The organism is Spirochaetota bacterium, from assembly GCA_017999915.1.
Classification (GTDB): Bacteria; Spirochaetota; UBA4802; order UBA4802; family UBA5550; genus RBG-16-49-21.
In genome coordinates, this window is the sequence record JAGNKX010000016.1 from 60,095 (window position 1) to 84,333 (window position 24,239).

The 24,239-nt window shown below is 56.3% G+C and carries 21 protein-coding genes; 8 read left to right on the forward strand and 13 right to left on the reverse strand.

The features are described 5' to 3' along the window. Positions 1–146: 146 nt before the first annotated feature. Both KA369_20070 and KA369_20075 read right to left on the reverse strand, forming a co-directional pair. Complete coding sequence (locus KA369_20070; GenBank protein MBP7738281.1) at positions 147–1,538, reverse strand: insulinase family protein; 1,392 nt, start codon at positions 1,536–1,538, stop codon at positions 147–149. Next, positions 1,535–3,049, reverse strand: a complete 1,515-nt coding sequence (locus KA369_20075) for an insulinase family protein (GenBank protein ID MBP7738282.1) — start codon at positions 3,047–3,049, stop codon at positions 1,535–1,537. The genes KA369_20070 and KA369_20075 overlap by 4 nt, the downstream gene beginning before the upstream one ends. A gap of 418 nt (positions 3,050–3,467) precedes the next feature. On the opposite strand from KA369_20075, the gene KA369_20080 reads away from it, so the two are divergent. Beyond that, positions 3,468–5,171, forward strand: a complete 1,704-nt coding sequence (locus KA369_20080) for a hypothetical protein (protein MBP7738283.1) — start codon at positions 3,468–3,470, stop codon at positions 5,169–5,171. Positions 5,172–5,194: 23 nt separating this feature from the next. Here KA369_20080 and KA369_20085 read toward each other — a convergent pair whose 3' ends face one another. Beyond that, positions 5,195–6,427, reverse strand: coding sequence for an aspartate aminotransferase family protein (locus KA369_20085; GenBank protein MBP7738284.1), 1,233 nt, complete (start codon positions 6,425–6,427; stop codon positions 5,195–5,197). A gap of 14 nt (positions 6,428–6,441) precedes the next feature. After that, positions 6,442–7,827 carry an aspartate aminotransferase family protein gene (locus KA369_20090; GenBank protein ID MBP7738285.1) on the reverse strand — a complete coding sequence of 462 codons (1,386 nt, stop codon included), beginning with the start codon at positions 7,825–7,827 and terminating at the stop codon, positions 6,442–6,444. A 309-nt stretch (positions 7,828–8,136) separates the two neighbouring features. On the opposite strand from KA369_20090, the gene KA369_20095 reads away from it, so the two are divergent. From KA369_20095 to KA369_20110, 4 genes are all read left to right on the forward strand, one after another. Continuing rightward, complete coding sequence (locus tag KA369_20095) at positions 8,137–8,736, forward strand: TetR/AcrR family transcriptional regulator (protein MBP7738286.1); 600 nt, start codon at positions 8,137–8,139, stop codon at positions 8,734–8,736. Positions 8,737–8,852: 116 nt separating this feature from the next. Next, on the forward strand, positions 8,853–10,031 hold the full coding sequence (locus tag KA369_20100; protein ID MBP7738287.1) for an NAD(P) transhydrogenase subunit alpha: 1,179 nt from the start codon (positions 8,853–8,855) through the stop codon (positions 10,029–10,031). Positions 10,032–10,085: 54 nt separating this feature from the next. Then, entirely contained in the window at positions 10,086–10,364 is a 279-nt protein-coding gene (locus tag KA369_20105) for an NAD(P) transhydrogenase subunit alpha (GenBank protein MBP7738288.1), read from the forward strand. Between the two features lie 104 nt (positions 10,365–10,468). Continuing rightward, the gene (locus tag KA369_20110) at positions 10,469–11,866 is read left to right on the forward strand and encodes an NAD(P)(+) transhydrogenase (Re/Si-specific) subunit beta (protein MBP7738289.1); all 1,398 of its coding nucleotides are present in this window, start codon (positions 10,469–10,471) and stop codon (positions 11,864–11,866) included. A 12-nt stretch (positions 11,867–11,878) separates the two neighbouring features. On the opposite strand, the gene KA369_20115 is transcribed toward KA369_20110, so the two are convergent. Continuing rightward, positions 11,879–12,361: a hypothetical protein gene (locus KA369_20115; GenBank protein MBP7738290.1), complete on the reverse strand. Its 483-nt coding sequence runs from the start codon at positions 12,359–12,361 to the stop codon at positions 11,879–11,881. Between the two features lie 137 nt (positions 12,362–12,498). Here KA369_20115 and KA369_20120 point away from each other — a divergent pair, with 137 nt between their 5' ends. Next, complete coding sequence (locus KA369_20120) at positions 12,499–13,131, forward strand: hypothetical protein (GenBank protein ID MBP7738291.1); 633 nt, start codon at positions 12,499–12,501, stop codon at positions 13,129–13,131. A 69-nt stretch (positions 13,132–13,200) separates the two neighbouring features. Here KA369_20120 and KA369_20125 read toward each other — a convergent pair whose 3' ends face one another. The 4 genes from KA369_20125 to KA369_20140 form a co-directional block, all read right to left on the reverse strand. Then, positions 13,201–13,512, reverse strand: a complete 312-nt coding sequence (locus KA369_20125) for an EF-hand domain-containing protein (protein ID MBP7738292.1) — start codon at positions 13,510–13,512, stop codon at positions 13,201–13,203. Positions 13,513–13,631: 119 nt separating this feature from the next. After that, positions 13,632–14,651: an MBL fold metallo-hydrolase gene (locus tag KA369_20130; GenBank protein MBP7738293.1), complete on the reverse strand. Its 1,020-nt coding sequence runs from the start codon at positions 14,649–14,651 to the stop codon at positions 13,632–13,634. Positions 14,652–14,703: 52 nt separating this feature from the next. Continuing rightward, positions 14,704–17,037 carry an Ig-like domain-containing protein gene (locus KA369_20135; protein MBP7738294.1) on the reverse strand — a complete coding sequence of 778 codons (2,334 nt, stop codon included), beginning with the start codon at positions 17,035–17,037 and terminating at the stop codon, positions 14,704–14,706. Between the two features lie 282 nt (positions 17,038–17,319). After that, complete coding sequence (locus tag KA369_20140) at positions 17,320–18,867, reverse strand: peptidoglycan DD-metalloendopeptidase family protein (GenBank protein ID MBP7738295.1); 1,548 nt, start codon at positions 18,865–18,867, stop codon at positions 17,320–17,322. Positions 18,868–19,098: 231 nt separating this feature from the next. Here KA369_20140 and KA369_20145 point away from each other — a divergent pair, with 231 nt between their 5' ends. Beyond that, positions 19,099–21,222, forward strand: a complete 2,124-nt coding sequence (locus tag KA369_20145) for a response regulator (GenBank protein ID MBP7738296.1) — start codon at positions 19,099–19,101, stop codon at positions 21,220–21,222. 64 nt (positions 21,223–21,286) lie between these two features. Here KA369_20145 and KA369_20150 read toward each other — a convergent pair whose 3' ends face one another. Then, a complete protein-coding gene (locus tag KA369_20150; GenBank protein MBP7738297.1) occupies positions 21,287–21,772 on the reverse strand; it encodes a hypothetical protein in 486 nt (161 codons plus the stop codon). Continuing rightward, positions 21,759–22,139, reverse strand: a complete 381-nt coding sequence (locus tag KA369_20155; protein MBP7738298.1) for a hypothetical protein — start codon at positions 22,137–22,139, stop codon at positions 21,759–21,761. The genes KA369_20150 and KA369_20155 overlap by 14 nt, the downstream gene beginning before the upstream one ends. A 332-nt stretch (positions 22,140–22,471) precedes the next feature. Between KA369_20155 and KA369_20160 the strand changes: the two genes are divergently transcribed. Further along, complete coding sequence (locus KA369_20160) at positions 22,472–23,227, forward strand: prolipoprotein diacylglyceryl transferase (GenBank protein ID MBP7738299.1); 756 nt, start codon at positions 22,472–22,474, stop codon at positions 23,225–23,227. Between the two features lie 286 nt (positions 23,228–23,513). Here KA369_20160 and KA369_20165 read toward each other — a convergent pair whose 3' ends face one another. Both KA369_20165 and rpmE read right to left on the reverse strand, forming a co-directional pair. After that, positions 23,514–23,696, reverse strand: a complete 183-nt coding sequence (locus tag KA369_20165) for a hypothetical protein (GenBank protein MBP7738300.1) — start codon at positions 23,694–23,696, stop codon at positions 23,514–23,516. 339 nt (positions 23,697–24,035) lie between these two features. Next, a complete protein-coding gene (rpmE, locus tag KA369_20170; GenBank protein ID MBP7738301.1) occupies positions 24,036–24,236 on the reverse strand; it encodes a 50S ribosomal protein L31 in 201 nt (66 codons plus the stop codon). Between the last annotated feature and the right edge of the window lie 3 nt (positions 24,237–24,239).

Consider the following 24,239-nt stretch of genomic DNA (forward strand, 5'->3'; position numbering starts at 1 on the left):
CTCACCCCCTTGATCCCCCTCTCCCATTAAGAATTGAAGAAAGGCGAGGGGGGTTGGCATGATTAAATTTTATTTTTCAAAACCCTCTCCTTTTTTTCAAGCTTAATGGGAGAGGGTGCCCCGGAGGGGCGGGTGAGGGGCAGTAATTATTTAATGATAACAACTTCCCCGAATTTTTTCAAGTCCGGAATCACCGATTCGTTTCCAACTACAACAGTGACAAGGCCGGTATCGAAGAGCATCCCCGCCTCCGCGAGGACATCTTGCGCCGCCACCGCGTTGATCCTGCCGATGTAACCGGTGAAATAATCCTCCGGCAGGTTGTTGTAGGCGATATACATGTAATTGGAAAGAATATTCATCGGCGTATCGAACTGGAACACGAAGCTGTTGGTGGTCGATTTCCGCGCCCATTCCATCTCTTCACCGGAGATCTTCTCATGGGCGATCCTGTCTATGTTCTGGTTCAGGAGACCCAGGGCCTCGCCGAGGGTCTTGTTCTCCACCTGGGCGAAGGCGAGGAAGACCCCGGTTTTATAGCGAAACTTCATGATGGACTGCACCGCGTAGGCGAGGCCGCGCTTGACCCTGATCTCGGTCATAAGGCGGGAGTTGAATGACCCCCCTCCCAGGATAAAGTTCATGATCTCGAGGGCGTATCCGCCTGCGTAAGACACATCGGGCGCCACGGTGCCCACGATGACCATGGACTGGGGAATGTCCTTTTGATAGAAGAAAATCTTCCCACGGGAGGCCTTCACCCGGGCGAGGATGGCGGTCCGGTCCGCGTCGTAGGAACTCCCAAAGCCCGGCGCGACGGCGGAAAAATGCTCGCGGCAGAGGCTGTTCGCCTCGGCGCAATCCATCGACGACGATACGCCTATCATGATGTTGCGGCCGGCGCAATAGGTCCCCCAGAGACGCTTCACGTCCTCCACGGTGTAGGCGCCGACCTTCTCCGCCGTCGGCATCGATCCGTATCCCTCACCCCCGAATATGATGTCCCTGACCCTTTCGAAGCCGATCTCCGCCGGGTCATCGTACTTCCGCCTGATCGAATCGGCTACAAGGCCCTTGGCAGTATCCAGGGAGCGCTGGTCGAAGGCGGGATTGGCCACGAGGTCCGCGACGATGGCGAAGGCTTCCTTCTTGAAGCGCTCCAGCACTTTCAGGGAAATTACCGTTCCCTCCCATGACGACGCCACGGACAGGCGCCCTCCCATGGAATCGACGGCTTCATGGAGGGCCGGACCCGGATAGTTCTTCGATCCGCCCAGGGAAATGGCCCTGGCGATCACATCGGAGATCCCGGCGCTTTCCTTTTTTTCGTAGAGCTTGCCGAAGCCGATCGACGCGATCACCGTCACCTGGGGAAGCTCGTCCCTGATGCAGAAAACGCGGATGCCGTTTTTCAGGATGGACTTTTCCACCGGCGGGAGCTTGATCGCGTCAGGCGAAAACTGCGCCGAAGCGGGACGATCGGCGCCCCAGGACAGGACAAGCGCGAGCAGCACGGCTATCAATGGTATCCGTTTCATTTTTTACCTCCGGCGACGCGGCTGTCCACGAGTATGCCCACGGTCCTGTTTGATTCAGTAAAATACCTGTCCTTCATGGCTTTCACGTCCTTGATGGAGACTTTCTTTATCATGGCAAGATAATCGGCCGCGTATTTCCAGCTGCCGTATATGGTCTGGTAGTAGCTCAGGATGCCGGCGATACCCTTGTTCGTCTCGAGATCGAAGACGACCCCCGACTCGATGCCGTTGATCACCTTGCGCAGCTCCGCTTCCGAGACGTCCTCGAAGAAGCGGCCCATCTCGTCATAGATGGCCCGCTCGAGCTCCTCCGCCGTGTGGGGCTGCCGCGGCGTCGCGAAGATGGTGAAGAGATTGTCGTAGCGCGACCCCGGGGCGCCGTTCCAGGCGCTCACCGACGAGGCGATCTTCTTCTCCAGCACCAGGGCCCGGTAGAGGCGGGACGATTTCCCACCGGTGAGCATCTCGCCGATGACCTCGCAGGCCAGGTCGTCGGTCGACGGGAACGCGGGCTTGTGCCAGCCGATGATGAGATAGGGGTTCGCCTCGAAGGCCATGGTGAAGCGCCGCTCACCGGTCTGCCTCGGCTCCTTCACGGTCACCGGGGCCGGGGCGGGGCGCTCCTCAATGGCGCCGAAATATTTTTCCAGCACCTCGACGGTGCGCGCCGTGTCCTGCATCCCCACGATGGTGATGGTCATGCGGGACGGGACGTAGTTGTCGCGGTAAAATTTCCGCACATCCTCGATCGACAGAAAGGGAATATTGGACCGCCATCCGATGATGGGGTGCCGGTACGGATGGGCGACGAGCGCCGTGGCCATGAATCTTTCATAGATAAGACCGGTGCCGATGGAGTCGTAATGCATGAGCCGCTCCTGGAGCACGTTGTTTCGCTCCAGGTAGAATTCCCGCAGCACCGGGCTGATGAGGCGCTCCGATTCCATCTTCGCCCACATCTCCAGCTTCGACGCCGGCAGCTGGATATAATAACCGGTCTTGTCCTTGGAGGTCGAGGCGTTGAATCCGACTCCGCCGTTCTCCGCGTAGATGGCGTCGTAGGGCGTGCTCACGACCAGCGCCGCCTGTTCCTTCTGGAGGCGCTTCAGCTCGGATTCCAGGGCCGGCAGGCGCGCGTTCTTCGGGTCGGTGAGCTTCAGGCGGTCGATGGTCTCCCCAACGGCCTCCATCCTTCCCTGGATGGCCCGCTCCCTGCCCCAGTCCCTGGTGCCGATGGTCTCGGTCCCCTTGAAGAGCATGTGCTCCAGCAGGTGGGCGGCGCCCATGGTGCGGTAGCTTTCCTCCACCGATCCGACGCGAAAGGAAATCTCGAAAGCCAGTACCGGCGCATACCCGCGGTTGAGGAGAATCACGGTGATGCCGTTTGAGAGCTTTTTCGTCACCACGTTCTTTTTCAGGTATTCGCCGGCGTCCCGGATGGCGCCGTGGCCCGGGTCAGCGGCAATCATTGCGGCAAGTATGAACGCCGGTATCAGCATGGTCCTTTTCATGAAATACTCCTGGAGGGTATGATGAAACGAGTTCAATGGTGGCGGGATAGGGGAAGTTAAATCAAGAATAATTTTTCAGGGGATTGGATTGTAAAGCCGGATAGTTATCGGTGATCTGAGGGTGTCAGAGTAACGTCCAGGCCGGGCATCTCGGGGTCAGAGTAACGGCTAAACCTTATTTTCGGGGTCAGAGCAGTTTCAACGCCGATAGTTATCGGTAAACAAATGTTCAGATTTTCATGGGTCAGAGTAAATGATAACTGGATAGTTATCGGTAATATCGGGGGCTGGGCCTCCAATACGATAGTTATCGGTTCTTTAGGGTGTCGGAGCAAAATGCAGCACCCTCGTTCAGGGGTTTTCACTCTCTGCGATAAAATACTGGACAGGTTCAGCATAATCAATTATACGCGGAAACATGAAAACACGACATTCAACAACACGATATGCATCCATCTCTCTCTCCATCTTACTGCTGGTGATCGCGGGGAGCGGTGCCGTGCGGTCGAACGAAAAGAACGTGATACTGAAGCAATTTCCCACGAAGTACCACGTGAAAATGACCCTGAAGCTCGACAAAAACGCCTATGATTTCTCCGGGGCCGGGGACTTCAGGCTCTACCTGCTCAGCCCCGTGCCGACCACGAACCAGTACCACGACGTGGGACTGGTGTCATTCAACAAGGGGAAGCTCATTCCCTTCGACAACGATAACCAGCGCATACTGGTAAACCAGGGAGTAAACAGCCTCCCCGACGACATCCAGCTTGAATACGACATCACGGTGTACAGCGTCCATGTAGACTTCAATTCCATCGGCGAAATCTATCCCTACGATAAGACTACCGATGAATACAGGAAAAACACCCGCGATTACGGCTCCATTGAGATCAACCATCCGAAAATCAAGGAGATGGGGAATTCCCTGCGCAAGACATCGAAGAACGACCTGGAGTACGCGCGGAACGCCTTTCAGGCTTTGCAGAAGGCCCTGAAATGGAAAACCACGGGTAAGTACGGGAACCTCACCGACATATTCAACAACCGGGGCGGAGATTGCTGGGCCCTCTCCACCGTGTATATCTCCCTGCTGCGCCACCATGGCATCCCGGCCCGGTATGTCACCGGCGGATCGAAAAATGACAAAGCTGAGTTCAGCGGTCACGTGTGGCCCGAATTCTACCTGGAGCGCTACGGATGGATACCGGTGGACGTGTCCATGACTTCCGCGGTCCCCTATTTCGGCTACTTCAGCGGAACCCTGATCGGCTTCTACCGCGGCAACGATTTTCTCTACACCCTCGACGGGGTCCAGAGAAAAACCGACGAGGTCCAGACCTGGGGACGTGAGTTCAGGTGCGGCGGCCGCTGTCCCACGGGAACATATTCCTATAACGCCCGCTTCGATATTACGACTCTGAAGCAATCGAACATAGGGGATGAATACAACAGCGACGGAAACCGCCGCCGGAGAGCCGCCGCCCTGATGCAGATGGTGAACGCGGAAAGGCGCGGCAGGGGCCTCAAGGAATTCACCAGATCCGAGAACCTGGACAGTGCGTTAAAGCAGTATATAATCGAAAAAAACGTAAACGGAAGAGAGCCGGACATTTGGAAGGAAATGGCAAAGCAGCACTATGCCACACAGGGGCTATACTACCGGTGGAATGCATTATTTGACGCTGACCTTAACCTGGAGCCCTATATACTTAAGGATGTGAAGGATATAAAAGGCCTCTTTGATCCGGCGTTTACCGAGATAGGCATAGGCTACTTCTACGATCAAAATAAGGGCCTTCATAATTACATGGTTGCACTGACCATTCCCAAGGAACCCTGCGCGATTTCCGCGAAGGACCTGGGGGCCGCCCCTGGAGAAACCCTGACTTACGATTGTCCGGCAGGGTGCCGGGGCGGGTCCCTCTGGGGCACCGACACCTACACCGCGGACTCCTCGATCTGCGCCGCCGCGCGCCACAGCGGCGTCATCGGCGACAGGGGCGGCCGCGTCAGGATCAAGATCGTCCCCGGCCTGGAATCGTACAGCGGGAGCGAACGCAACGGCGTGAGGAGCGAAAGCTGGAAGGCCTTTGAAAAAAGCTTCACCGTGGAAAAGGACTGATATCGTCCCGCTCCGGTAAAAGCCTACAGAACCTTCGCCATCGCCCTGCGGACGCGTAATTCGATTTCCGCGATGCCGTCTATATCGATCGTCAGCGAGGGCCTGAACACCACGCTGTTCGCGGCCACCTCGCCCTGGACCGCCAGGAGACCGATTTTGCGGGCTTCGCGGCAGAACCGCGCCGCCGTGGCATCATCCCTAAACAGGAGCGCCTGCAGCAGGCCTATGCCGCTGACGGAAACCTTCCCGTGAGTTCCGGCGGCTATACCGGACAGGGCTGCGTGTAGCTTTTCGCCCATCAGGACCGCGCTCTCCCAGGGCTTCGTCTCCTCGTACAGGTCCAGGGCCTTCATGGCGACCCGGCACCCGATGTCGTGCCCGCCGAAGGTGCACATGTGAATCAGGGGGTGCGCGTCAAAAAACTTCCTGGTCTTGATGGTAAACATGAGGGCCGTCATGGGGAACACGCCGCCGCTCATGGCTTCACCAAGGATAAGGATGTCCGGCACGATATCGTAATGCTCGTAGGCGAACTTTTTTCCCGTCCTTCCGAAACCGGTCTGGGTCTCGTCGAATATCAGGAACGCTCCCTTTCTATCGCAGATCCTGCGCAGCTCACGGTAATATTCCGCGCCGGCCCGGCGGCAGCCATTCTCCGCCTGTACAGGCTCCATGATGACCGCCGCGGTCTTCCGCGAAACGGCCCTCTTCATGGCGCCAATGTCACCGAAGGGGACCGTCGCCACCGCGGGAATAAGCGCCCCGAACATTCCCTTACCGGTCCGCTCAGACAGGGTTACCGCGAAGCCGGTCTGCCCGTACCATCCTCCGTCGACCGTTACAAGCTCCGGCCGGCCGGTGTGTCCCCGGGCAAGCTTGCAGGCGGCATCGACCGGCTCGCCGCGCACCACCGTGTACAGGACCGACTCCAGGTTCCCGGGAACAAACCGGGCAAGTTTCTGACCGAGAAGCGCCTTCTCCTCGGAAAGCATGATGAAATTGCCCTGGTCGACCTTCCGGACCGAGGCCTCCAACTCCGAGCGCAGCTCTTCGTTATTGCGCCCCAGGTTGTAGATCCCGGCCGAGGTGTAGCAATCGATATAGCTCTTCCCGTCGGTATCGCACAGGATGACGCCCGCCCTTTCTCCTTCAAGTACATCAAGGCCTTTTTCGGCAAGGGCCGCCACCAGGCCCTTCGAGAAAACCTGCTCGGCCGTTCTCATCAGTGATTGTTTATTAACACGTTTCACATTCATTGCATGGCTCCTTTTTATGAGAATAACTCTTCGAGATCCCTCAGGAAATTGAACGCCTTTATCTGAACATGCATGTTGTCGAGCATCATCCTGATGAACGGGATTCTCGCCATGGGGAAAAAGATCACCAGGTACGGTTTCATCCTCCTCACCGCCTTGCGTATCCGCACCAGGAGGTCCTCGATCTCCTCCATGGTGACCATGATCGGGATCTGAAAGCGCATGACCTGGGGGGCGTTCCCGGAAAAGACCGCCCATACCCCTTCCCGCGCGAGGCAGTCCGCCATGAGAGCGCCGATAAATTCGTACTGATATTCAACGCCGATCATCAGGCCCTGGCCGCGGACCTCCTTCACGATCCTGGGGTTCTCGCTGGTGATCTCGTTCAGTCCATCCTTGAACCGCTTGCCGGCCCGCGCCGCGTTTTCCCAAACTTTGTTTTCTACCAGGTAATCGATGACCTTCGAGGATACGCGGCACCCGAGGTCCGTGCCCCCGCCCGAGGACACGTGGAAAAACGGGTTCTTGTTCACAAAACCGGTCAGGAGCGGGATATCGCGGTAGACAAGCGCGGCGTTCGGGTATACGCCGCCGCCTATCGACTTGGCCACCATCATGATGTCGGGCACGACGCCGGAGTGCTCGGAGCCCCAGAACTTCCCGGTACGGCAGAACCCGGTCTGCACCTCGTCGAAGAGCAGCATGATCCCGAGATCATCGCAGAGCCCACGCAGTCCCCTGAGATATTCGGCGGTCGCCACGTGGATCCCCCCCTCCCCCTGCACCGGCTCGAGAATGATCGCGGCCGTGTTCCGCGACGCTACCTTCTTCACCTCGCCGAGGTCGCCATGATGGACAAACCTGAAATCGGGCATGAGGGGCCGGAACATTTCCTTGTAATAGTCCTTGCCGTTCGCCGAAAGGGTAAAGCCGGAATGGCCGTGATAGGCCTTATCCATCGAGATGATCTCTTTCCGTCCGGTGGCGCCAAGGGCGAGCTTGAGGGCGCCCTCTATGGCGTCGGCCCCGCTGCCGGCATAGAGCATTTTATTCAGGTCGCCCGGGCAGATCGAAACCAGCTTTTTGGCGAATTCTATCTTCTCGGGGGAGAGCAGGAGCGCGCTCCCCATGTCATACTCCCTGGCGGCGCCGGCGAGCTCTTCGATGACATACGGGTTTCCCCTGCCGACGTTAAAGCATCCGGCGGAGGAAAACGCGTCGATGATCGGCCTTCCGGTCTCTTTTTCGATGAATTTGATCCCCGACCTGCGGTCCTCGTGCATGTCAAGGTGCGCGCATCTCAGATAGCGGACCTGTCCGTGCGAGATGTGCCTGCCGAACAGCTTCAGCTTTGCTTCCTTTTCAGCCCTGTTCTTCTTTTTGTATTCACGAAGGCTCATCGGCATCCTCCTCATTATGATGATTTAAATACGGCTTCTGCGGTGTTCGAGATAGATCGCGGCGCCGGACCCGTCCGGAATGCGGGCCGGCAAGATATTTTTTAGTTAGTCATCCAACTAATTTATAGCAGGACATCGCCGGAGGTCAATATCTTTTTCTATCTTCCCGGTTTTTTTCATTTGCTTTTCTTTATTTTTATTCTTTTCTTGACTATTTGTTTGCGATACGCGACAGAATGGATATATTAATAGCACAGAACCGCCGCCCGGAACACACCATCGCTGGCGCGGCGGAACAAGGTGACGGCCATGCCCCGGAAAAGCGTTCAGGAAGAGAGGCGGATACAGATTTACAAGGCGCTCACGAGATGCCTTCTTAAAAAATCATTCAGCGAAACATCCATCAAGGATATAGCGAAGACGGCCGGCGTCAACCACGGGGTCCTCCACTATTACTTCAAGAACAAGGAAGACATCTTGCTGAACTATATCGATTGGGTCGTGGTGCACTATCACGACATGTACCAGGAGTGGGTTGATTCGCACAGCAGGCGGAAGATCGACAAGAAGGCGTATTTGCGGGACTTCGCCGAGTTCATGATGGACCGCCTCTCCCTCGACGACACCCTGTCGCGCGTGTTCGTCGAGATATGGGAGATCGCCATGTACAATAAAAAGGTGCGCCTCAAGCTCCAGAACCTCTACCGGGAATGGTTCCGAACAATCAAGCAGGTGATCGACCATTCTTTTCCCCGTTCCGCCGAGGCCAAAAAAATCAGCCTTCTGCTCGTGCCTTTCAGCGAAGGCATGTCGCTCTTCTCGGTTCTGATGCCCAAGGACGAGATCAACCCGAAGGAACTCATGATGTGGATGCTCAATCTCATTATTGGCGTGATGAACAAGGAATGAATGCATAAAAATGTATTGACAAACCGGACCATATAGTTTAGTTGGTTGACTAACTAAACTATATGGAACCGCGCCGTTCGTTTCCAAGCGTCGATTCTCAAGCAAGGAGCGTGCGTATGAACTTTAAAGGCCTGATCGTAGGGATACCAAAAGAGATCATGGAACATGAATTCAGGGTGGCGGCCATCCCCGACACCGTGAAAAAGCTCGTCGCCCAGGACGCCCGGGTGGTGATCGAGTCGGGGGCCGGCGCCGGCGCTCACTTCTCCGACGATGAATACCGGTCGGCTGGCGCGGAGATAGAGCCCGATTGCGAAAAAATCTATGCCGCGGCGGACATCATACTGAAAGTCAAGGAGCCCGTCTTCAACGAGGCCAGGGGCCGGCACGAGGTCTCCATGATGAGGAAGGGCCAGGTCCTCATCAGCTTTCTCCACCCCGCGTCGCCGGTCAACCACCGGATGATCCGCGACCTCGCAAAGCAGGGCGTCACCGGGCTCACCCTCGACGGCATACCGCGGATAACGCGCGCCCAGGCCATGGACGCGCTCACCTCCATGAGCACCGTGGCGGGATATAAGAGCATCATCATGGCCGCCGGGGTCTTTACCCGGTTCCTCCCCATGATCGGCACCGCGGTCGGCGTGATACAGCCGGCCCAGGTCTTCGTGATCGGCGCCGGCGTTGCCGGTCTCCAGGCCATCGCCACCGCCAAGCGGCTCGGCGCCGTCGTTACCGCCGCGGACGTGCGGCCCGACGCCATCGAGCAGGCGAGGAGCCTGGGCGTGAAGGTGGTCGAAACCGGTGTTCCCCCCGAGGTCGCCATCGGCCGCGGCGGCTACGCCCAGCACCTGTCCGACGAATGGATCTCGAAGGAGCGGCAGGCGATCCGCGAGGCGGTGGCCGCATCCGATATCCTCATCCTCACCGCCCTCGTGCCGGGAAGGATCGCGCCCATGCTGGTGACAGGGGACATGGTAAAATCCATGCGTCCCGGCTCCGTGATTGTCGACATCTCCATCGACCAGGGAGGCAACTGCGAGCTGACGAAGTTCGGCGAGACCGCGGTGGAGCACGGCGTCACCATCTTCGGCACAAAGAACATCCCGGGCTCCGTGCCGACGAGCTCCACCTGGATGTTCGCGAACAACATACTCAATTTCGTGCAGTACGTCGTAAAAGACGGCGCCATCAGCCTCGACCGCTCGGACGAGATCATCGCGTCGTCTCTCACAGCCATCGACGGGGAGATCGTGCACGCGGGCGCCCTCGAGGCGATGGCCGAAGTAAAGTAACGCGGAAATGCCGGAACGGTTCCGCGTGAAAACCATACGACCGGAGGAAGTCCCATGACAGAACTGCTGATTATGATGTCCGTGCTCGCTTTCTCGTTCATCGTCGGGTACCTGTTCATATCCCGGGTCCCGCCCCTTCTCCACACGCCCCTCATGTCCATGACCAACGCCATTTCCGCCGTCACGATACTGGGAGGGCTCATACTCTTCTCGGTGGAGACGACCGCCGCGGAGAAAGCGGTGGCCGCCGTGGCCCTCGCCATGGCGGCCTTCAACCTGGTGGGCGGCTTCGTGATCACGGCACGCATGACGGCCATGTTCAGGAAAAAATAAAATACACCGCGGCACGGCTCCGGGGTTTGCGCGCGCTGCGAACGAACCGGACGCCCGATAACGGCGGGCCCGCCCGGTAGAGGCAGTATCACAAGGAGGACAGGATGACCGAACCGACCACCATCGCAAGCGATCTCATGATAATCGTGCTGCTCTTCGCCGGCATATACCAGTTCAGGTTTCCCCGGGCGGCGCGCTTCGGCAACCTGACGGCCGCCGTCGCCCTGGGGTGCGCCGCGGGCCTGGTGCTGTACCGGAACGGCGTGGAGGACCCGGCGATCGTGGCGGCAGCCGTGGCAGCCGGCTCGGCCGCGGGATGGATCGTGGCCGCGAAGGTCACCATGATACAGATACCGGCCATGGTCGCGTTCCAGCACGGGGCCGGCGGCGTCGCCGCCTTACTCATCTCGTACATCGAGCTCACGCGCGCCGGCGCTGCGGTCAGCTCCGTGGGGCAGGTGTCGGGCCTCCTGGGCATGGCCATCGGCGCGGCCACCTTCAGCGGCAGCATGGTGGCCGGCGGCAAGCTCGCCAATAAGATAAAGCAGACCCCCGTGGTGTTTCCGGCGCACAACCTGATGCTGGCGGGCCTGGCCCTCGCCGTCGCAGGCGCGGGATTCGGCGTTCATTACACCACCGATCCGCCCGCCCCCTTCGCCGTGGCCATGATCGCCCTTTCTATCGCCTTCGGAATCGTGTTCGCGGTGCGCATCGGCGGCGCCGACATGCCGGTCCTCATTTCGTTCCTCAACGCCGCTGCCGGGCTCGCTGCCGCCTTCTGCGGCGTCATCATGCAAAACAGGCTCCTGGTGGTCTGCGGCGCCACCGTGGCCGCTTCTGGCTCCATCCTTACCCAGGTCATGTGCCGGGCCATGAACCGGAGCCTCGGCAACATCTTTATCGGCATCCGCAATCAGGCGGCGGCAGCGCAGAGCGCCACCCCGGCTCCCCCGCCGAAAGCGCCCGCGGAGCAGGGCAATCGCGAAGACGCCATGGCAGGGGCAATCGGCGCCCTGGCTGAGGCGAAGAGCGTCATCATCATACCGGGCTACGGGATGGCCCTTGCGCAGGCGCAGCAGAAGGTAAAGGAGCTCTATGACCTGCTGGAAAGGCGGGGCGCCGAAGTGAAGTTCGCCATCCATCCGGTGGCGGGAAGAATGCCGGGGCACATGAATGTGCTGCTGGCCGAGGTGGACATTCCCTACGATCATCTCTGCGAGATGGAAGCGATCAATCCCGAATTCTCCGCGGCCGATGCGGTCCTGGTGGTGGGCGCCTGCGACGTGGTGAATCCGGCAGCCATTACCGCCGAAGGGACCCCCATCTATGGCATGCCGATCCTCAGGGCCGACGAGGCCCGGACCGTGATCGTGTGCAACCTCGATACCAGGCCCGGCTATTCAGGCGTTGAGAATACCCTTTACTCCAGGCCGAATGTAAACTTTCTGGCCGGCAATGCCGCCGAAACGATAGCCCGCATCATCGAGGGACTGAGGCAGTGATCGTGGAAGTATTCACTCCCGGCCGGGATTGAGGACGCAGTCATAATTGACGCAATTGGGACACCCGGTAATCCTGAGATGAAAAAACCAGTATGACACGAAGATCATCCCGTAGATGATTCCCCATGGCCATAGTTGATACTGGACAATTATGACCCAGGGCACGGCTATGCGGAGCATGTATGCGGCCGAAGCCCAGGCGAGCTGCATCATGCCAAAGGGCTTATCGGCGCGATTAAAGAACCTGTGCACCATCCCTCCTTCCAGGACGACCGGGCAGGGTTTGCCGTAATTGGCGCAGTAGCGGCAGGTGCCGGCGAATATGACCGGGTAAGATACAATCCAGAGCGCCAGGTATGCGCCGATGAGCCATGTTTCATAGGGATATATGACCGCAATGCCACCGGCGAAGAGCGCCATTAACAACAATGTCGAGACAAGCTTCCGCCGCAGGGGAAACTCGCCGAGATGATTTTTTCTTTTTGGCTTAACCATGATTATTCCTTTAATATTTTGCGACTGACCATTGTTGCCTGCCGGGCATATTGTACTCGACAGCCCCTTTCGACTCAATATAAAATGGTATCCGGCCGGCATCCACAACCGGATGTAACATCGGAGGTGAAATTTCAATGATACGACAATGGAGCGCCAATACTTTTTTTCTTTCAAGCATAATAACGGCATTACTGCTCCTTTTCACGCCGTCAGCACTCCCCACGGCAGGCTGGGGGACCTCGCAGATTCCCGCCGGAGGCCGGCACTGCGGAGATGCCATGGCGGCGACGGACCGCAGCGGCGGCAGTCTCAGGGTGGAGCTTGCCTTCACCAGGGGGGAAACCAGCAAGGACGGCCATCAGCACGTCTACTCGTGCCGGATATCCGGAGGCCGTGTGACCTATTACGGCCCGTACGGTAAATGCGAGCGCGGGGAATGCCCCCACAGGAAAACCGAGTTTGTCCTTACAGCCGACCAGGAAGCCGCGTTGATCAAGGGCGCTGAATCATGGGGGCTATTTAAAAATTATAATGAGACCCGACCCCGCAACAACATCGGCACATGGTTCAAGGTCTCCCTTTCCATTGCGGCGAAGGAGCGCGCAGGGGAGATACGCATCGAGGGTATGGATAATAACTGGAACATGAGCGGCATCAAATCTGCCGAAATCAGCGGCCCGGCAAAGGAGAAACTGGCGGCCGTGGACCGCCTCCGGAGGGCCATCATGGATATAGCCGTGAAACATTACCCGAGATATCATAGCTAGCCGGATATTTCCTCCGGCCCGCAGGCACCCTTAAGAATTGCAACCGAACGTTGTGGCGACTAAAGGGATCTACTTATTGAACTTCCCCTTCCCCTTGCCTGTTCCGGGTCCCTTGCCGGCGCAGAGCTCATCCATCGTGAGGTATCCATCGTTGTTTTTATCCTTTGCCTTGAAAACTTCCTTGGTATTGCCGTGGGGATGCTTCACCTTTTTGAATTCATCGAAAGTGACCTTTCCATCCTTGTTCACGTCCATGGCCTTGAATCGCTCCTGGCATTTCATATGGGGTCTATCCTTCTTTTGAGCAAAGGAAGAATCAATGCCAAAGAACATCACAAGAGCCACTACGACAGAGAAAACGATCTTGAACATTTTCATCATGGAACCTCCATTTTTTTTCAGTACGACTTAACGGCAACAGCCAGGGCTGATCAGGGAACAATGTAATAATGTTTTGAGTGGATTTCAATATATTCCCCATGATGTTTTGAAAAAAATCACTAATTGCAGGCCCTGTACCTTCCGGGAGACACCTCCCGTATTCTCCCGTCATCGGCGAGGCTGCGCAGGGACAGGTCGACCCAGCCGTCGGCCATGTAGCGCTTCATCATTCCCTCACCGCGGTAGATGGCGCGCAGCACATCATCCTTGGAGATGCCAGCGCCGCCGCCCTTCCTGACCGCCTCAAGGACATGGTCAAGGCGTTGCCTGCGCCATTGGATGATCTCATCGATGCGCTCCCGGGGATTGTCCACGGCGCTCCCGTGGGAGCCCAGGATGACGCTGAGGCGCGGCAGGTCCCGTATCGTCTCCAGGGTGCGGATGTAGTCGTCCAGGTCGGATTTTGGCGGGCCGAGCCAGGTGGTGACGCTCCTGAGCACGTTGTCGCCGCCCAGGAGAATACCCGACCCTTCGTCGTAAAGGGAGATGTGGTCCGGAGAATGTCCCGGCGACGCTTTGACGCGCCAGCTCCTGCCGCCGATGTCCAGCGCGGCGCCCTCGCCGACGATCTCATCGGGATCGGCTATGAACCGGGTCCCGTACAGGGCCTCGTAAAAACGCGACACCACGGGGCCGATGACGCGCTCGACGGCGATGCGAGCCAGGGCGTTGCGCCGCTCCTTATCGACCCGGTACGATTCCCGGTACATCTCCCGTGACCCGATGGTGTCCGTCATCATCCTCGTGAGCAGTATCTTCAGGCCGAGCTCGTACCTGAGGGCGCAGAGGCCGGAGAAATGGTCCGGGTGGGCATGGCTCGGCAGGACCCTGGTGATGGAGCAGGCCTCTCCCCGTCCACGACAGAGCTCCTCGATGCTCCGGATCTCACGGACGAGATATCGTACCGACCCGCCGGTGCCGTAACCGGCGTCGTAGACCAGGCCCTGTTCGCCGGTCAGGATATAGATATTCATTGGAGGCCGCATGGGCCCCCACCCGCCCCGTTCCGTGACCAGGAATATGCCGGGATACAGTTCCTTCATGGCGGCCATGAGACGATATCGCTTTGATGCTGGCAAGTAAAATGCGCCTCTTCGATCCGGTGATCCGGTTGCAGCGCCCTTCCATGCCTCACTTGTAGTATATCACGATATCATCCACCAGAAGCGGCGAGCTCGTTATGTTCATATCGGTATACACGATGGTGACGCTGTTGATAGTCCCCGGCTCCCCGAAATAAATCAAGTAACGGAGGAGCCACGACCCGCCAGGCTGGGTCTGGTTGAAAAACCTGATCCAGCCGGTGTCATCGGATGGATTGGTGTTATTGATATAAACACGCACCTCGCCGCCGCTCGCAATTTGCCGGTAGAACCGGAGGCTGACGCTGACATAGGACGCGGCAGTTGCAAAGTTCTTTGTCATAATGACCTGGTTGCCGAATCCGCATCCGGAGGGACATGTGGGCTCTGTCACCGACAGACCCCAGGTGCCTCCGTAACCGGAGCCGTTGACCACCGCGTAGGTTGTCGTACCGGCGCCTGTCACGGAAGTCCAGTCAGTGGAATAGGCTCCTGTTTCAAAATTATCGGTAAGAACATTGGTGGCGCCGGCGTACCCAATGTTCGCCTTGCTCAAGGGGCTCGTGATGGGGCCGTTCTTGGCGACCACTTTGTAATAATATATCGTGTCAGTGGTTACGCTGCTGTCCCGGTATCCGGTCCCGGTGATGGTGACGGCATTGACCGCCGTATAGGCCCCCGTCAGGGTGGCCGACCGCAACACGTCATATCCGGTGGCGTTGGTCACCGGGTCCCAGGTGACATCTATATAGAAGGGATCGACCCCTTTCGTGGCGTACACGTTCTGGGGAGAATTCAAAAAGCCGTTTTCGGCAATGATGCTCTGGATCTCGGCCTGGGAGAGCTCCCGTCCATACACTCGAACGTCGTCCAGGACACCTTCGAAATAGGTCACCGAGAGAGGATGCTTGAAGAAGTACATATCGTTCCCCGCGGTGGTGGTCGCCAGGGTTGCAAAGGTTCCTTCGCCGTCCTTGAAGCCGTCAACATACAGCGTGATCGTATTTCCGTTATTGGTGACCGCCACGTGGTACCACCGGCTGGCCTGCAGGTACGTGGTCCCTATGACATATTCGCTTCCCTCGCTGAAGATAAGCGTCTTTGTGAATTGTTCTACTAAGAGCATATATGCATTAAAAGCGGCGGCGTCACCGTACCCGAACAGGTATTCATTGGCGGCGTGATGGGCGTTGATATAAATCCATCCCATGATGGTCCTGTTGGCGCTCCCCGTGGGGAATCCGCCGGTGTTCGCCTGCACATAACTCGTTGCGTTTGCATTCTGGATGGCACCGGTCGGGTTAGCCGGGGTAAGCCTATCCACTGAATAGGATATGCCGGCGCCGTTGATGGATCCGCCATTACCACCCGGTCCAGAATCGACGGTATTGCCGTTGAATTCCCAACGGCTGATGAGGCCGATAGTCTGGGTATAAATCCTGAACCCCCCTGCCAATGTCGCGGACCCGGTATCGCTGTTTGTCACCGTCACCGACCAGTTACCAGCCGCATAGCCGGTGAGGTCAAAATAAGCGTCGATGGCAGTGCTGTTGATATAATTCACCGATGCCGCGGTGATGGTCGTCGAGCCGTCAAACAAGGTCACGACCGGCGCCGAGGGAGAGTTCTTGAAATTCGTCCCGGTGATGGATATTCTGTAAAAGCTGTCCGTATCGGGCCCGCTGTTGGGATTGACGTATCCGATCGTCGGCGCCAGCACATACTGTGCGGAGGCTTCCGCGGAGTCGTACAGGGGCGCCAGGTAGGCGTAGGCGCGGACCAGCATCGTATCAGGAACGGAAATGACGGTATCATTGGGCGTATCGGTTCCGAAAAACACGGGGTCCGATCCGTCGGTGGTGTAGCGGATTGTGGCGCCGGCCGTATCGGTATGTAGCGTCACCGATTGTGGCGTCGTGTAATGACCGCCGATGGGACTGAAGGAAGGCGCCGCCACCTGGTCATAATCAACGGTGGTGAAGCTCCACAGGAAAGGGGATGCCAGCGTTTTTCCGTTCGAATCAGTCACCCCATCCGTAAGGGTCACTGTGTAAGCGGCAAGATTGATCAGGGGCACGTCTGGCCTGAAGGTCACGCTGTTGGTCCCGAAGCTGAAATAGCCGCCCATGGCCGCGCCATTGACGAGAAATGTGGAGTCGTTAATCGAGAGAGGATCGATATTCTTGTTGAAGGTGACCGTGATGGTTGTGGATATGGAAATGCCGGTGCTGCCGTCATCCGGTGATACGCCGGTTACGGCCAGGGGTATTAAAGCATCCACCCCAACATAGGAAAGGGGAGTTGTCGAGGAGGTTTGTATCCCGTTGCCACAGTTTATTAACAAAACCGCGATCGCCGAAACCAGCAGTGATGCGCTTTTCATCAGTGTACTCATAGAAACTCCTTAATCAGCTCCAAAAAAAGGTATAGGATTGCCGGGTTGCTATTATAACTGTATTAACCTGAGCCAATTAAGGAATAATTAATTATTAAGCTTCATCAGCCTGATTCATCTTCCTCCTTTAATCTAATAATACTAAAATTGTACACAAAAGACAATAAATATTCTGTTAAATTACCAGCATGAGTTTTTTATTGATATTAACGCTAAAATAACTATTTTATTTTTATTATCGATTATCTAATACCGGCATGAATGACATAATTACCACGTCGACCGGAGCAGCTCCTTTTTCCCTGGGGTGATGGGGCCCTTGTCCCGCCATGCGCCGCCGGTAAAAATTTCAATGCCGGTTATGCGGGCCTCCACGCAGAGGTTGTCACGCATGACCTGGAAATGAAGATGCGGAAAATCCACGTACCGCCCCGACGAGCCCACCAGGGCGATCTGCTGCCCCTTTCTCACGGTGTCGCCCTTCTTGACGACGGACGATCCCTTCCTCAGATGGGCGTAATAGGACAGCTCGCCGTCGGGATGGCGGATCATGATCCTGTTGACCTCAAAGGGACCGTTCTTGCCCGGCTCCGTGTCGGGACTCCCGTCATAGACGCTGTCCACAATCCCATCCCGGGCCGCGTAAACCGGCTGGCCGAAGACAAGATGGTCCTCCTTCTTTTCCCAGGTTTTCCCGTAGGAATTGTCATCCCTGACCAGAACGAAATCCCAGGCGTACCCGGCGTCGATGCCCAGGTGCGTAATGGCCTCCATGTTCCCCTGGTGGATCATGATCCTCCCGGACTTGAGCGGCATCTGGTACGTCCCCAGGGCCTTCAGCTTTTCCTTCGGCACCAGGGTCAGAGCCTCCCGGGAGAGGCTTTCCCATTTTTTATGGTCCCGGCGGAAATAGGTCAGGGCCAAGGACTGAAGTATGAAGGGGTCACCGGGAAGCTCAGCCCTTGCCCGGGACAGAAGTGCCCGCGCCTTTTCCTCTTCGTTGTTGTCCGTGAGCCGGGCAGCCCACTCAACGCAGGTCCACCGTAAGTTTTCCGTAAAGTAGCGGTTCCCGGGAAATGATTTTTTTCCTTCGATGAAAAGCCGCATCGCCCCGTCAAAGTCCTTCTTTTCCCGCAGGGCGATGCCATGCCAGAGAAGCGCCCCCTCGTTGGCAGGATCAACGCCATGGGCCTTTGCGAACAGGTCCAGGGCCCTGTCCGCCTCTTTCTCTTCCCGGGCTCGCTGGCCCCATTCGATGTAGGTCCAGGCGAGGTTCGGTCTAAAATAGGCGCTGTAGGGATAGGCGGCCATCCCTTCTTTCAAAACACGCTCGGCCCCGGCGAACTCCCGGTTATGCCTGAGGCTGATGCCCAGCCAGAGCATGGTCCCCTCGGCTGGATGGAGGTTGTATCCCTCCCTGGCCAGTGGCAGGGGGTCCCTTGACAGTTTATTCTCGATGATATGGCCGGCGCAGATCGTCAGCGCCCATGCCAGGTTTTCCCGTATGCCCTTTGAATCGGGCCACTGCTTCATCGCCTTTCTGCCAAGGGCAATGGCCTCGTCAAACTGTTTCAACTCCCGGAGGCTCCAGATCGCGTACACGGTAAATCCTTCCTCATCGGGATATTCCCCCATGGCGCTCCGCGCGACGCCCAGGGCGGACTTGAAGTTCTTTTCTTCAGTCGATTTTTTTAATTTGCCATAATAGCCATCTTTGCTGTCCGGATAGGCGGGGAACCATGGCAGCAACTGAAAAAAAATTAAGACGCTTACAAGAAGATATTTCCACGATGGTAATGAAGTGGATTCGATTCTCATGTCTTATCTCCCTTTCATTGGAAATAAGCCGTTCCCCCGGTCGCGTGTTTCGCCGGTCATGGAGGGGCTTCTATAATAATACCGTCATTTTCGGCTATAATCGATTTTTTCTTTCTCACACCATAAAGAAATGACCGCCATAGAATCTTCATCCGATAATGAAAATGGAGCGGATTTCATGGCATTTTCCGGCACAAAACGCCCAATGACAGGCAATCGCGCATAGAACCTATGGTCAGGTCCCTATTTAACTATTTCATGGCTCCCTATCGGGACAAGGATTTTCTCCTTCAGCAGAAGGCGCTGAATCTTTTGATCCTTACCCTGGCGACCCTGATACTTATTCCGATCGTTATTATCTATTCCGTCGTTTTATCCGGCAACCGGACACCGGAGCTCCTCATTCCTTCGGTGTTCGCCTTCTTTTTCAATCTATTCTCGCTTATCATTTTCCGCAAAGGCCATTTTTTCCTGTTTGCCCATTCCATCGTCACCATGCTTAACGTCCTGCTCTGGATCATCGTCTTTCTTGACAAGTCGGAACCCCTGGCGCGGGGCGATTCCATCATTTATATTTACATCCTCCTCACCTTCACGCCCCTCATCGTGCTGACCAGGCGCCGCATGATCTTCTTCTATTACGCCGCGAACATAGCGGTGTTCCTGATTTTTGTTTTCTTCTCGGATTTCAGGACCACGGTGTCTGCATCCGCCTTCAATGACTATGTATCAGACATAACCGTCGGCATGTTCTTTTCCTATTTCATATCGTTCCAGATCTTCAACATCCATAAAAAGGCCGTGTCCAAAGCAAACGAGGCGGCGGCAAAGAACCGCGAGACCAATATCATCCTGGAAAAGACCGTTTCAATGCTCTCGTCCATCATTGAAAGCCCACCCAATATCGCGATCTATTCCATTGATCACCATTACAACCTGACCGCCTTCAATAACAACTTCAAAAATCTGGTCCACCGGCTTTATGGCACCGAGGCCGGCATCAACAAAAACCTGCGGGACCTGATCGGCGCCGACGTGTTCTCCCGGGCCAGGGAGCACATTGAAATAGCAATGGAGGGAAAACAGCTGACCATAGTCCAGGAAATACGCAGAAATGACACCGTCCATTTCTATGAATTCATGCTCAATCCCATCATCGACAGCAACCGGTCGATCGCGGGCCTGACGGTCTTCATGATGGAGATCACGGAGCGGAAGAAATCGGAAGAGGCCCTGCTCAAGGCGAGCAAGATCGAATCCCTGGGGATCTTCGCGGGGGGCATCGCCCACGATTTCAACAACCTCCTCATGGCCATCATGGGCGGCATTTCCCTTGCCAAGTACGATCTCGATCCCGGCAGCCCCGGTTTCTCCATACTCACGGACGCGGAAAATGCCTCGCTGCGTGCGAGGGAACTGACCCAGCAGCTCCTGACTTTCTCCAGGGGGGGCGATCCGATCAAGAAGGTGGCGTCGATATCGGAGCTCATCCGCTCCACGTCGAAATTCGTCCTCCACGGCTCCAACGTGAAATGCACCTACCGGATAGCCGATGACCTTCGCAACGCCTATGTCGACGCCGGCCAGATCGGCCAGGTCATTCAGAATGTCGTGATCAACGCGCGGCAGGCCATGCCCGGCGGGGGAGAACTGACTATCCTGGCGGAAAACTGCCGGGAAATACCGGGAGAGAGCCGGGAACGGTCCGACGGGTATATCCGCATCTCTGTCATCGACCAGGGACCGGGCATTCCCGAAGACACCATCGGAAAAATCTTCGATCCCTTTTTCACGACAAAAACCGACGGCAACGGGCTGGGCCTGGCCGTTTCCTATTCCATCGTGGAGAAACACGGCGGAAGGATAAAGGCCGGCCGCGGATCCACCGGCGGCACCAGCATAGACATATATCTCCCGGCCACCGGCGAGGAAATCGACGACATCAGCCCCAAGAAAAGAGCTCCGTCCACATTCAAAGGCCTGGTTCTCCTGATGGATGACGACGACATAGTGAGGGAAACGGCCATGAACATGCTGCTGCGCCTGGGCCTGGATGTTCTTGTCGCCAAAGAAGGGGGCGAGACCCTGGAGATTTACGGCCGCCACATGAACAGCGCCGCGCCGGTCAACCTGGTCATACTGGACCTTACCGTCCCCGGCGGAATGAACGGCATCGAGACGATCGTACGCCTCCGGGAGATGGACCCCGGCGTCAGGGCACTTGTCTCCAGCGGCTATTCCAACGACCAGATCATGGCGAACTATTCCGAGTACGGATTCATCGACATCATCACCAAGCCGTACCGGATGAAGGACATCCAGGAGGTCCTCAGGAAATACCTGGCAAGCTCCTGAAAGGATTTTTAGAATGGCGGATCGAGAAGATTTTCACTTTTTTTCCGCGGATATTCGCGCTTCGTTACTTTTCCCGCCGCACCGATACGCGCCCGGTCAGGAACCTTTTAATCGCCCCAAGCCTCATCGTGCTTATGCTGCGGGCTCTTCCATCCTTAAGCTTCAACTTCAGGCCGAAAAAGAAACCGGTTGAATAGGACGCCACATCATCCCACGGAATATTCAGGCTTTTCGCATTGAGCGATCCGCGGCCGGTCACTGTTCGCTCGAACTCCTCGATGGATGGTGATATAGATGCGTAATAGATGATTTCTTTTTTGCGCCTGCCGTATTCGCCGATGGCTTTGATATCCCTTTTGATCTTGCTGATCGAATCTTTAAGGGAGACAAGGCCGTCGCCATATTCGGACACCGGATCCACGGTCTGTATGACGTTCAGCATGATCCTGCCGGCGGTGACGACGAGGCAGCCGCTCTGCTGGATAGAGCCCTCATCGAAGTAGTAGGCGTTTTTCGACAGTATGAAATCCCGCGATTCAGTCAGCGGCATTGGGCCCCTTTTCCCCGGCCGTTTCGTTTCTTCGAAGGATCTCTTCAGCAAGGATCTTGAGCTTGGGGGACACTTTCAGGGGGGGGAGCTCGACTTTCTGCTTTGGAGGCTCCTTGCCCATGAGCTTGCCGAAGGCGAAGATCATGCGCTCGAAGATCTCGTTCACCTTGTCCTGGCGGTTGACCATGCGGTAATACTTGAGCGCCAGAAGGGGCTGTCTCTGGTCATAGAAGAGGTAATCGGCTATCCTGGTAATGCCGTCGCGGTACCCGGTCTTCACGAATATGGCCGCGGCCTTCGACATATCGCCGTTGTTGAATAACTCGTTCCCGCGGCGAATGAGCTCAACCCGTTCCTTGCTGTCCATGACTCGGTGGTTCCTCTCTTCGTCTCTTAGTATACTACAGGTATCGGCATAAAACAACAAAAATATCGCACCTTATTCTCTCACCAGTTTGGTTGCGACCCCTCACCCGCCCCTCCGGTGCACCCTCTCCCATTAAACTCGGAAAAAAGGAGAGGGTTTCTGTGGGAAAAAGTTTAGGGACAGGCTCCCCTCTCCTTTCATCAATTCTTAATGGGAGAGGGGCCGGGGGTGAGGGTATAAATATCGCACCTTAAAATATCTTGACAAATATCTTCGACTTCATGTTACATTGCGGGTACCATTAACGATATTTTTTCCAAAGGCGGACATCAATGTATCCCATACTGTTCAACTATAAATTCATAAACATCGGCTCCTACGGCCTGATGCTCGGCCTGGCCTTCTACCTTGCCTTTCTTCTCACCGAGCGCGAGCTCGTAATCCGGGGAAAGGACCCGGAGCTGGCCTACAAGCTCCTCCTGGTAATCATCCCCAGCGCCATTGTCGGCGCCAAGATATTCCACATATTCGAAAACATGGGCGAATTCCTCCGCGATCCGAAGGGAATGATCTTCTCGGGAGCGGGCCTTTCCGTTTACGGCGGCTTCATCCTGGCCTTTCTCCTCTCCATGATCCTGATACGGAAAAGCAAGGAAGGCATCCTGGAAATATTCGATATAACGGTCCCGGCCATGACCCTGGCCTACGGCGTCGGCAGGCTGGGCTGCCACGTATCGGGCGACGGCTGCTACGGCATCGCCACCTCGACGTTCCTGGGCACGCCATACCCCAACGGCATCGTGCCGGTCACGGCCGCGGTCTTTCCCACGCCCCTGTTCGAGTCCTTCTTCTCCTTCATGCTGTTCATTCTTTTCATGAAGCTGCGCAAGCGCGATCTCCCGGCGGGGTTCATATTCTTCCTGTACCTCATCCTGAACGGGACAGCGCGGTTCCTGGTGGAGTTCATCAGGCTCAACCCGAAGGTCTTTCTGGAAATGACCCAGGGACAGGTAATCGGCATTCTTTACGTCATCACAGGCGCCCTGGGACTGTTCCTGGTGCGGAAGCAGGCCGCGAAAACGGCGTAAGGCCAGCATCGGCACACGCAACAGCAGCACATGCCCCCCTGTCCCCCCGAGGGGGCATGTGGTCAAGTATTGATCTGCATGCAAATCAAATCAACGAGTCACATCCCTTCCTGGACGAGGAGAAATTTAGATCATACCCCATGAATCCTTTACTGAGCGTTCAGAAGAAATCCAAATAATATTGTTATTTTAATAATAAACCGCTTCTTCTCACACGCCCCCTACGGGGGTCGGGGGGTCATAAGAAACGCTCATAATCCAGGGAGCCGGAGGGTGAGGGGCAATTTCAGGAATATCTCTGGTTCTCGAGGAAATTAGAAAGCATCCGGGGCTTGAGATACCCCATCTCAACGAGGATGATTCCGAGCAGCCCCCCTTTCGACGACTGCACGGCCAGGGCTTCATTGAGCTGGTCATGGGTGATGATGCCCTTTTCCATGAGGATCTCGCCAAGTCTTTTAGATGCCATAGCAGATGTTCCTTCCCGGTCAGTGTTATTATAATATCGACATCACGGCGCCGTTCGTTTCAATCATTTATTCCATGGATATTAGACTTGTTGCGAAACTGCGTCTCCCGCTCGCAGGAGAGCCCCACTTCGACTTCGCTCAGTGCGGCGCCGCGGGGGGCTTATAAGGGGCTTCGCCCCTTAACCCCGATTAAAAGATTCAGATTTGCAAAAACCCTATTATAAATAAAAAACGACCGCCGCGGTGCGAGCCGCGCCGCCCTCTATACCGCATTAAGCAAAGAGACCGGTCCATTGGCCGGTCTCTTCATTATTATCAATGATATATCACGATTCTGATTACTTGATATTATATTTTTTCTTGAACTTCTCGACCCGGCCGGCGGTATCGACGATATTCTGTTTCCCCGTGTAAAATGGATGACAGTTGGAGCAGATTTCGACGTGGAGATCCTTCGACGTCGATTTCGTCTTGATCTCGTTGCCGCAGGCGCACTTGATGACTGTCTCTTTGTATTCCGGATGTATATTCGGTTTCATGAT

Excerpts from the sequence above, each read along its gene's own strand:
- KA369_20070 (MBP7738281.1), bottom strand. The coding sequence starts at position 1,538 with ATGAAACGGATACCATTGATAGCCGTGCTGCTCGCGCTTGTCCTGTCC.
- KA369_20075 (MBP7738282.1), bottom strand. The coding sequence starts at position 3,049 with ATGAAAAGGACCATGCTGATACCGGCGTTCATACTTGCCGCAATGATT.
- KA369_20080 (MBP7738283.1), top strand. The coding sequence starts at position 3,468 with ATGAAAACACGACATTCAACAACACGATATGCATCCATCTCTCTCTCC.
- KA369_20085 (MBP7738284.1), bottom strand. The coding sequence starts at position 6,427 with ATGAATGTGAAACGTGTTAATAAACAATCACTGATGAGAACGGCCGAG.
- KA369_20090 (MBP7738285.1), bottom strand. The coding sequence starts at position 7,827 with ATGAGCCTTCGTGAATACAAAAAGAAGAACAGGGCTGAAAAGGAAGCA.
- KA369_20095 (MBP7738286.1), top strand. The coding sequence starts at position 8,137 with ATGCCCCGGAAAAGCGTTCAGGAAGAGAGGCGGATACAGATTTACAAG.
- KA369_20100 (MBP7738287.1), top strand. The coding sequence starts at position 8,853 with ATGAACTTTAAAGGCCTGATCGTAGGGATACCAAAAGAGATCATGGAA.
- KA369_20105 (MBP7738288.1), top strand. The coding sequence starts at position 10,086 with ATGACAGAACTGCTGATTATGATGTCCGTGCTCGCTTTCTCGTTCATC.
- KA369_20110 (MBP7738289.1), top strand. The coding sequence starts at position 10,469 with ATGACCGAACCGACCACCATCGCAAGCGATCTCATGATAATCGTGCTG.
- KA369_20115 (MBP7738290.1), bottom strand. The coding sequence starts at position 12,361 with ATGGTTAAGCCAAAAAGAAAAAATCATCTCGGCGAGTTTCCCCTGCGG.
- KA369_20120 (MBP7738291.1), top strand. The coding sequence starts at position 12,499 with ATGATACGACAATGGAGCGCCAATACTTTTTTTCTTTCAAGCATAATA.
- KA369_20125 (MBP7738292.1), bottom strand. The coding sequence starts at position 13,512 with ATGATGAAAATGTTCAAGATCGTTTTCTCTGTCGTAGTGGCTCTTGTG.
- KA369_20135 (MBP7738294.1), bottom strand. The coding sequence starts at position 17,037 with ATGAAAAGCGCATCACTGCTGGTTTCGGCGATCGCGGTTTTGTTAATA.
- KA369_20140 (MBP7738295.1), bottom strand. The coding sequence starts at position 18,867 with ATGAGAATCGAATCCACTTCATTACCATCGTGGAAATATCTTCTTGTA.
- KA369_20145 (MBP7738296.1), top strand. The coding sequence starts at position 19,099 with ATGGTCAGGTCCCTATTTAACTATTTCATGGCTCCCTATCGGGACAAG.
- KA369_20150 (MBP7738297.1), bottom strand. The coding sequence starts at position 21,772 with ATGCCGCTGACTGAATCGCGGGATTTCATACTGTCGAAAAACGCCTAC.
- KA369_20155 (MBP7738298.1), bottom strand. The coding sequence starts at position 22,139 with ATGGACAGCAAGGAACGGGTTGAGCTCATTCGCCGCGGGAACGAGTTA.
- KA369_20160 (MBP7738299.1), top strand. The coding sequence starts at position 22,472 with ATGTATCCCATACTGTTCAACTATAAATTCATAAACATCGGCTCCTAC.
- KA369_20165 (MBP7738300.1), bottom strand. The coding sequence starts at position 23,696 with ATGGCATCTAAAAGACTTGGCGAGATCCTCATGGAAAAGGGCATCATC.
- rpmE (MBP7738301.1), bottom strand. The coding sequence starts at position 24,236 with ATGAAACCGAATATACATCCGGAATACAAAGAGACAGTCATCAAGTGC.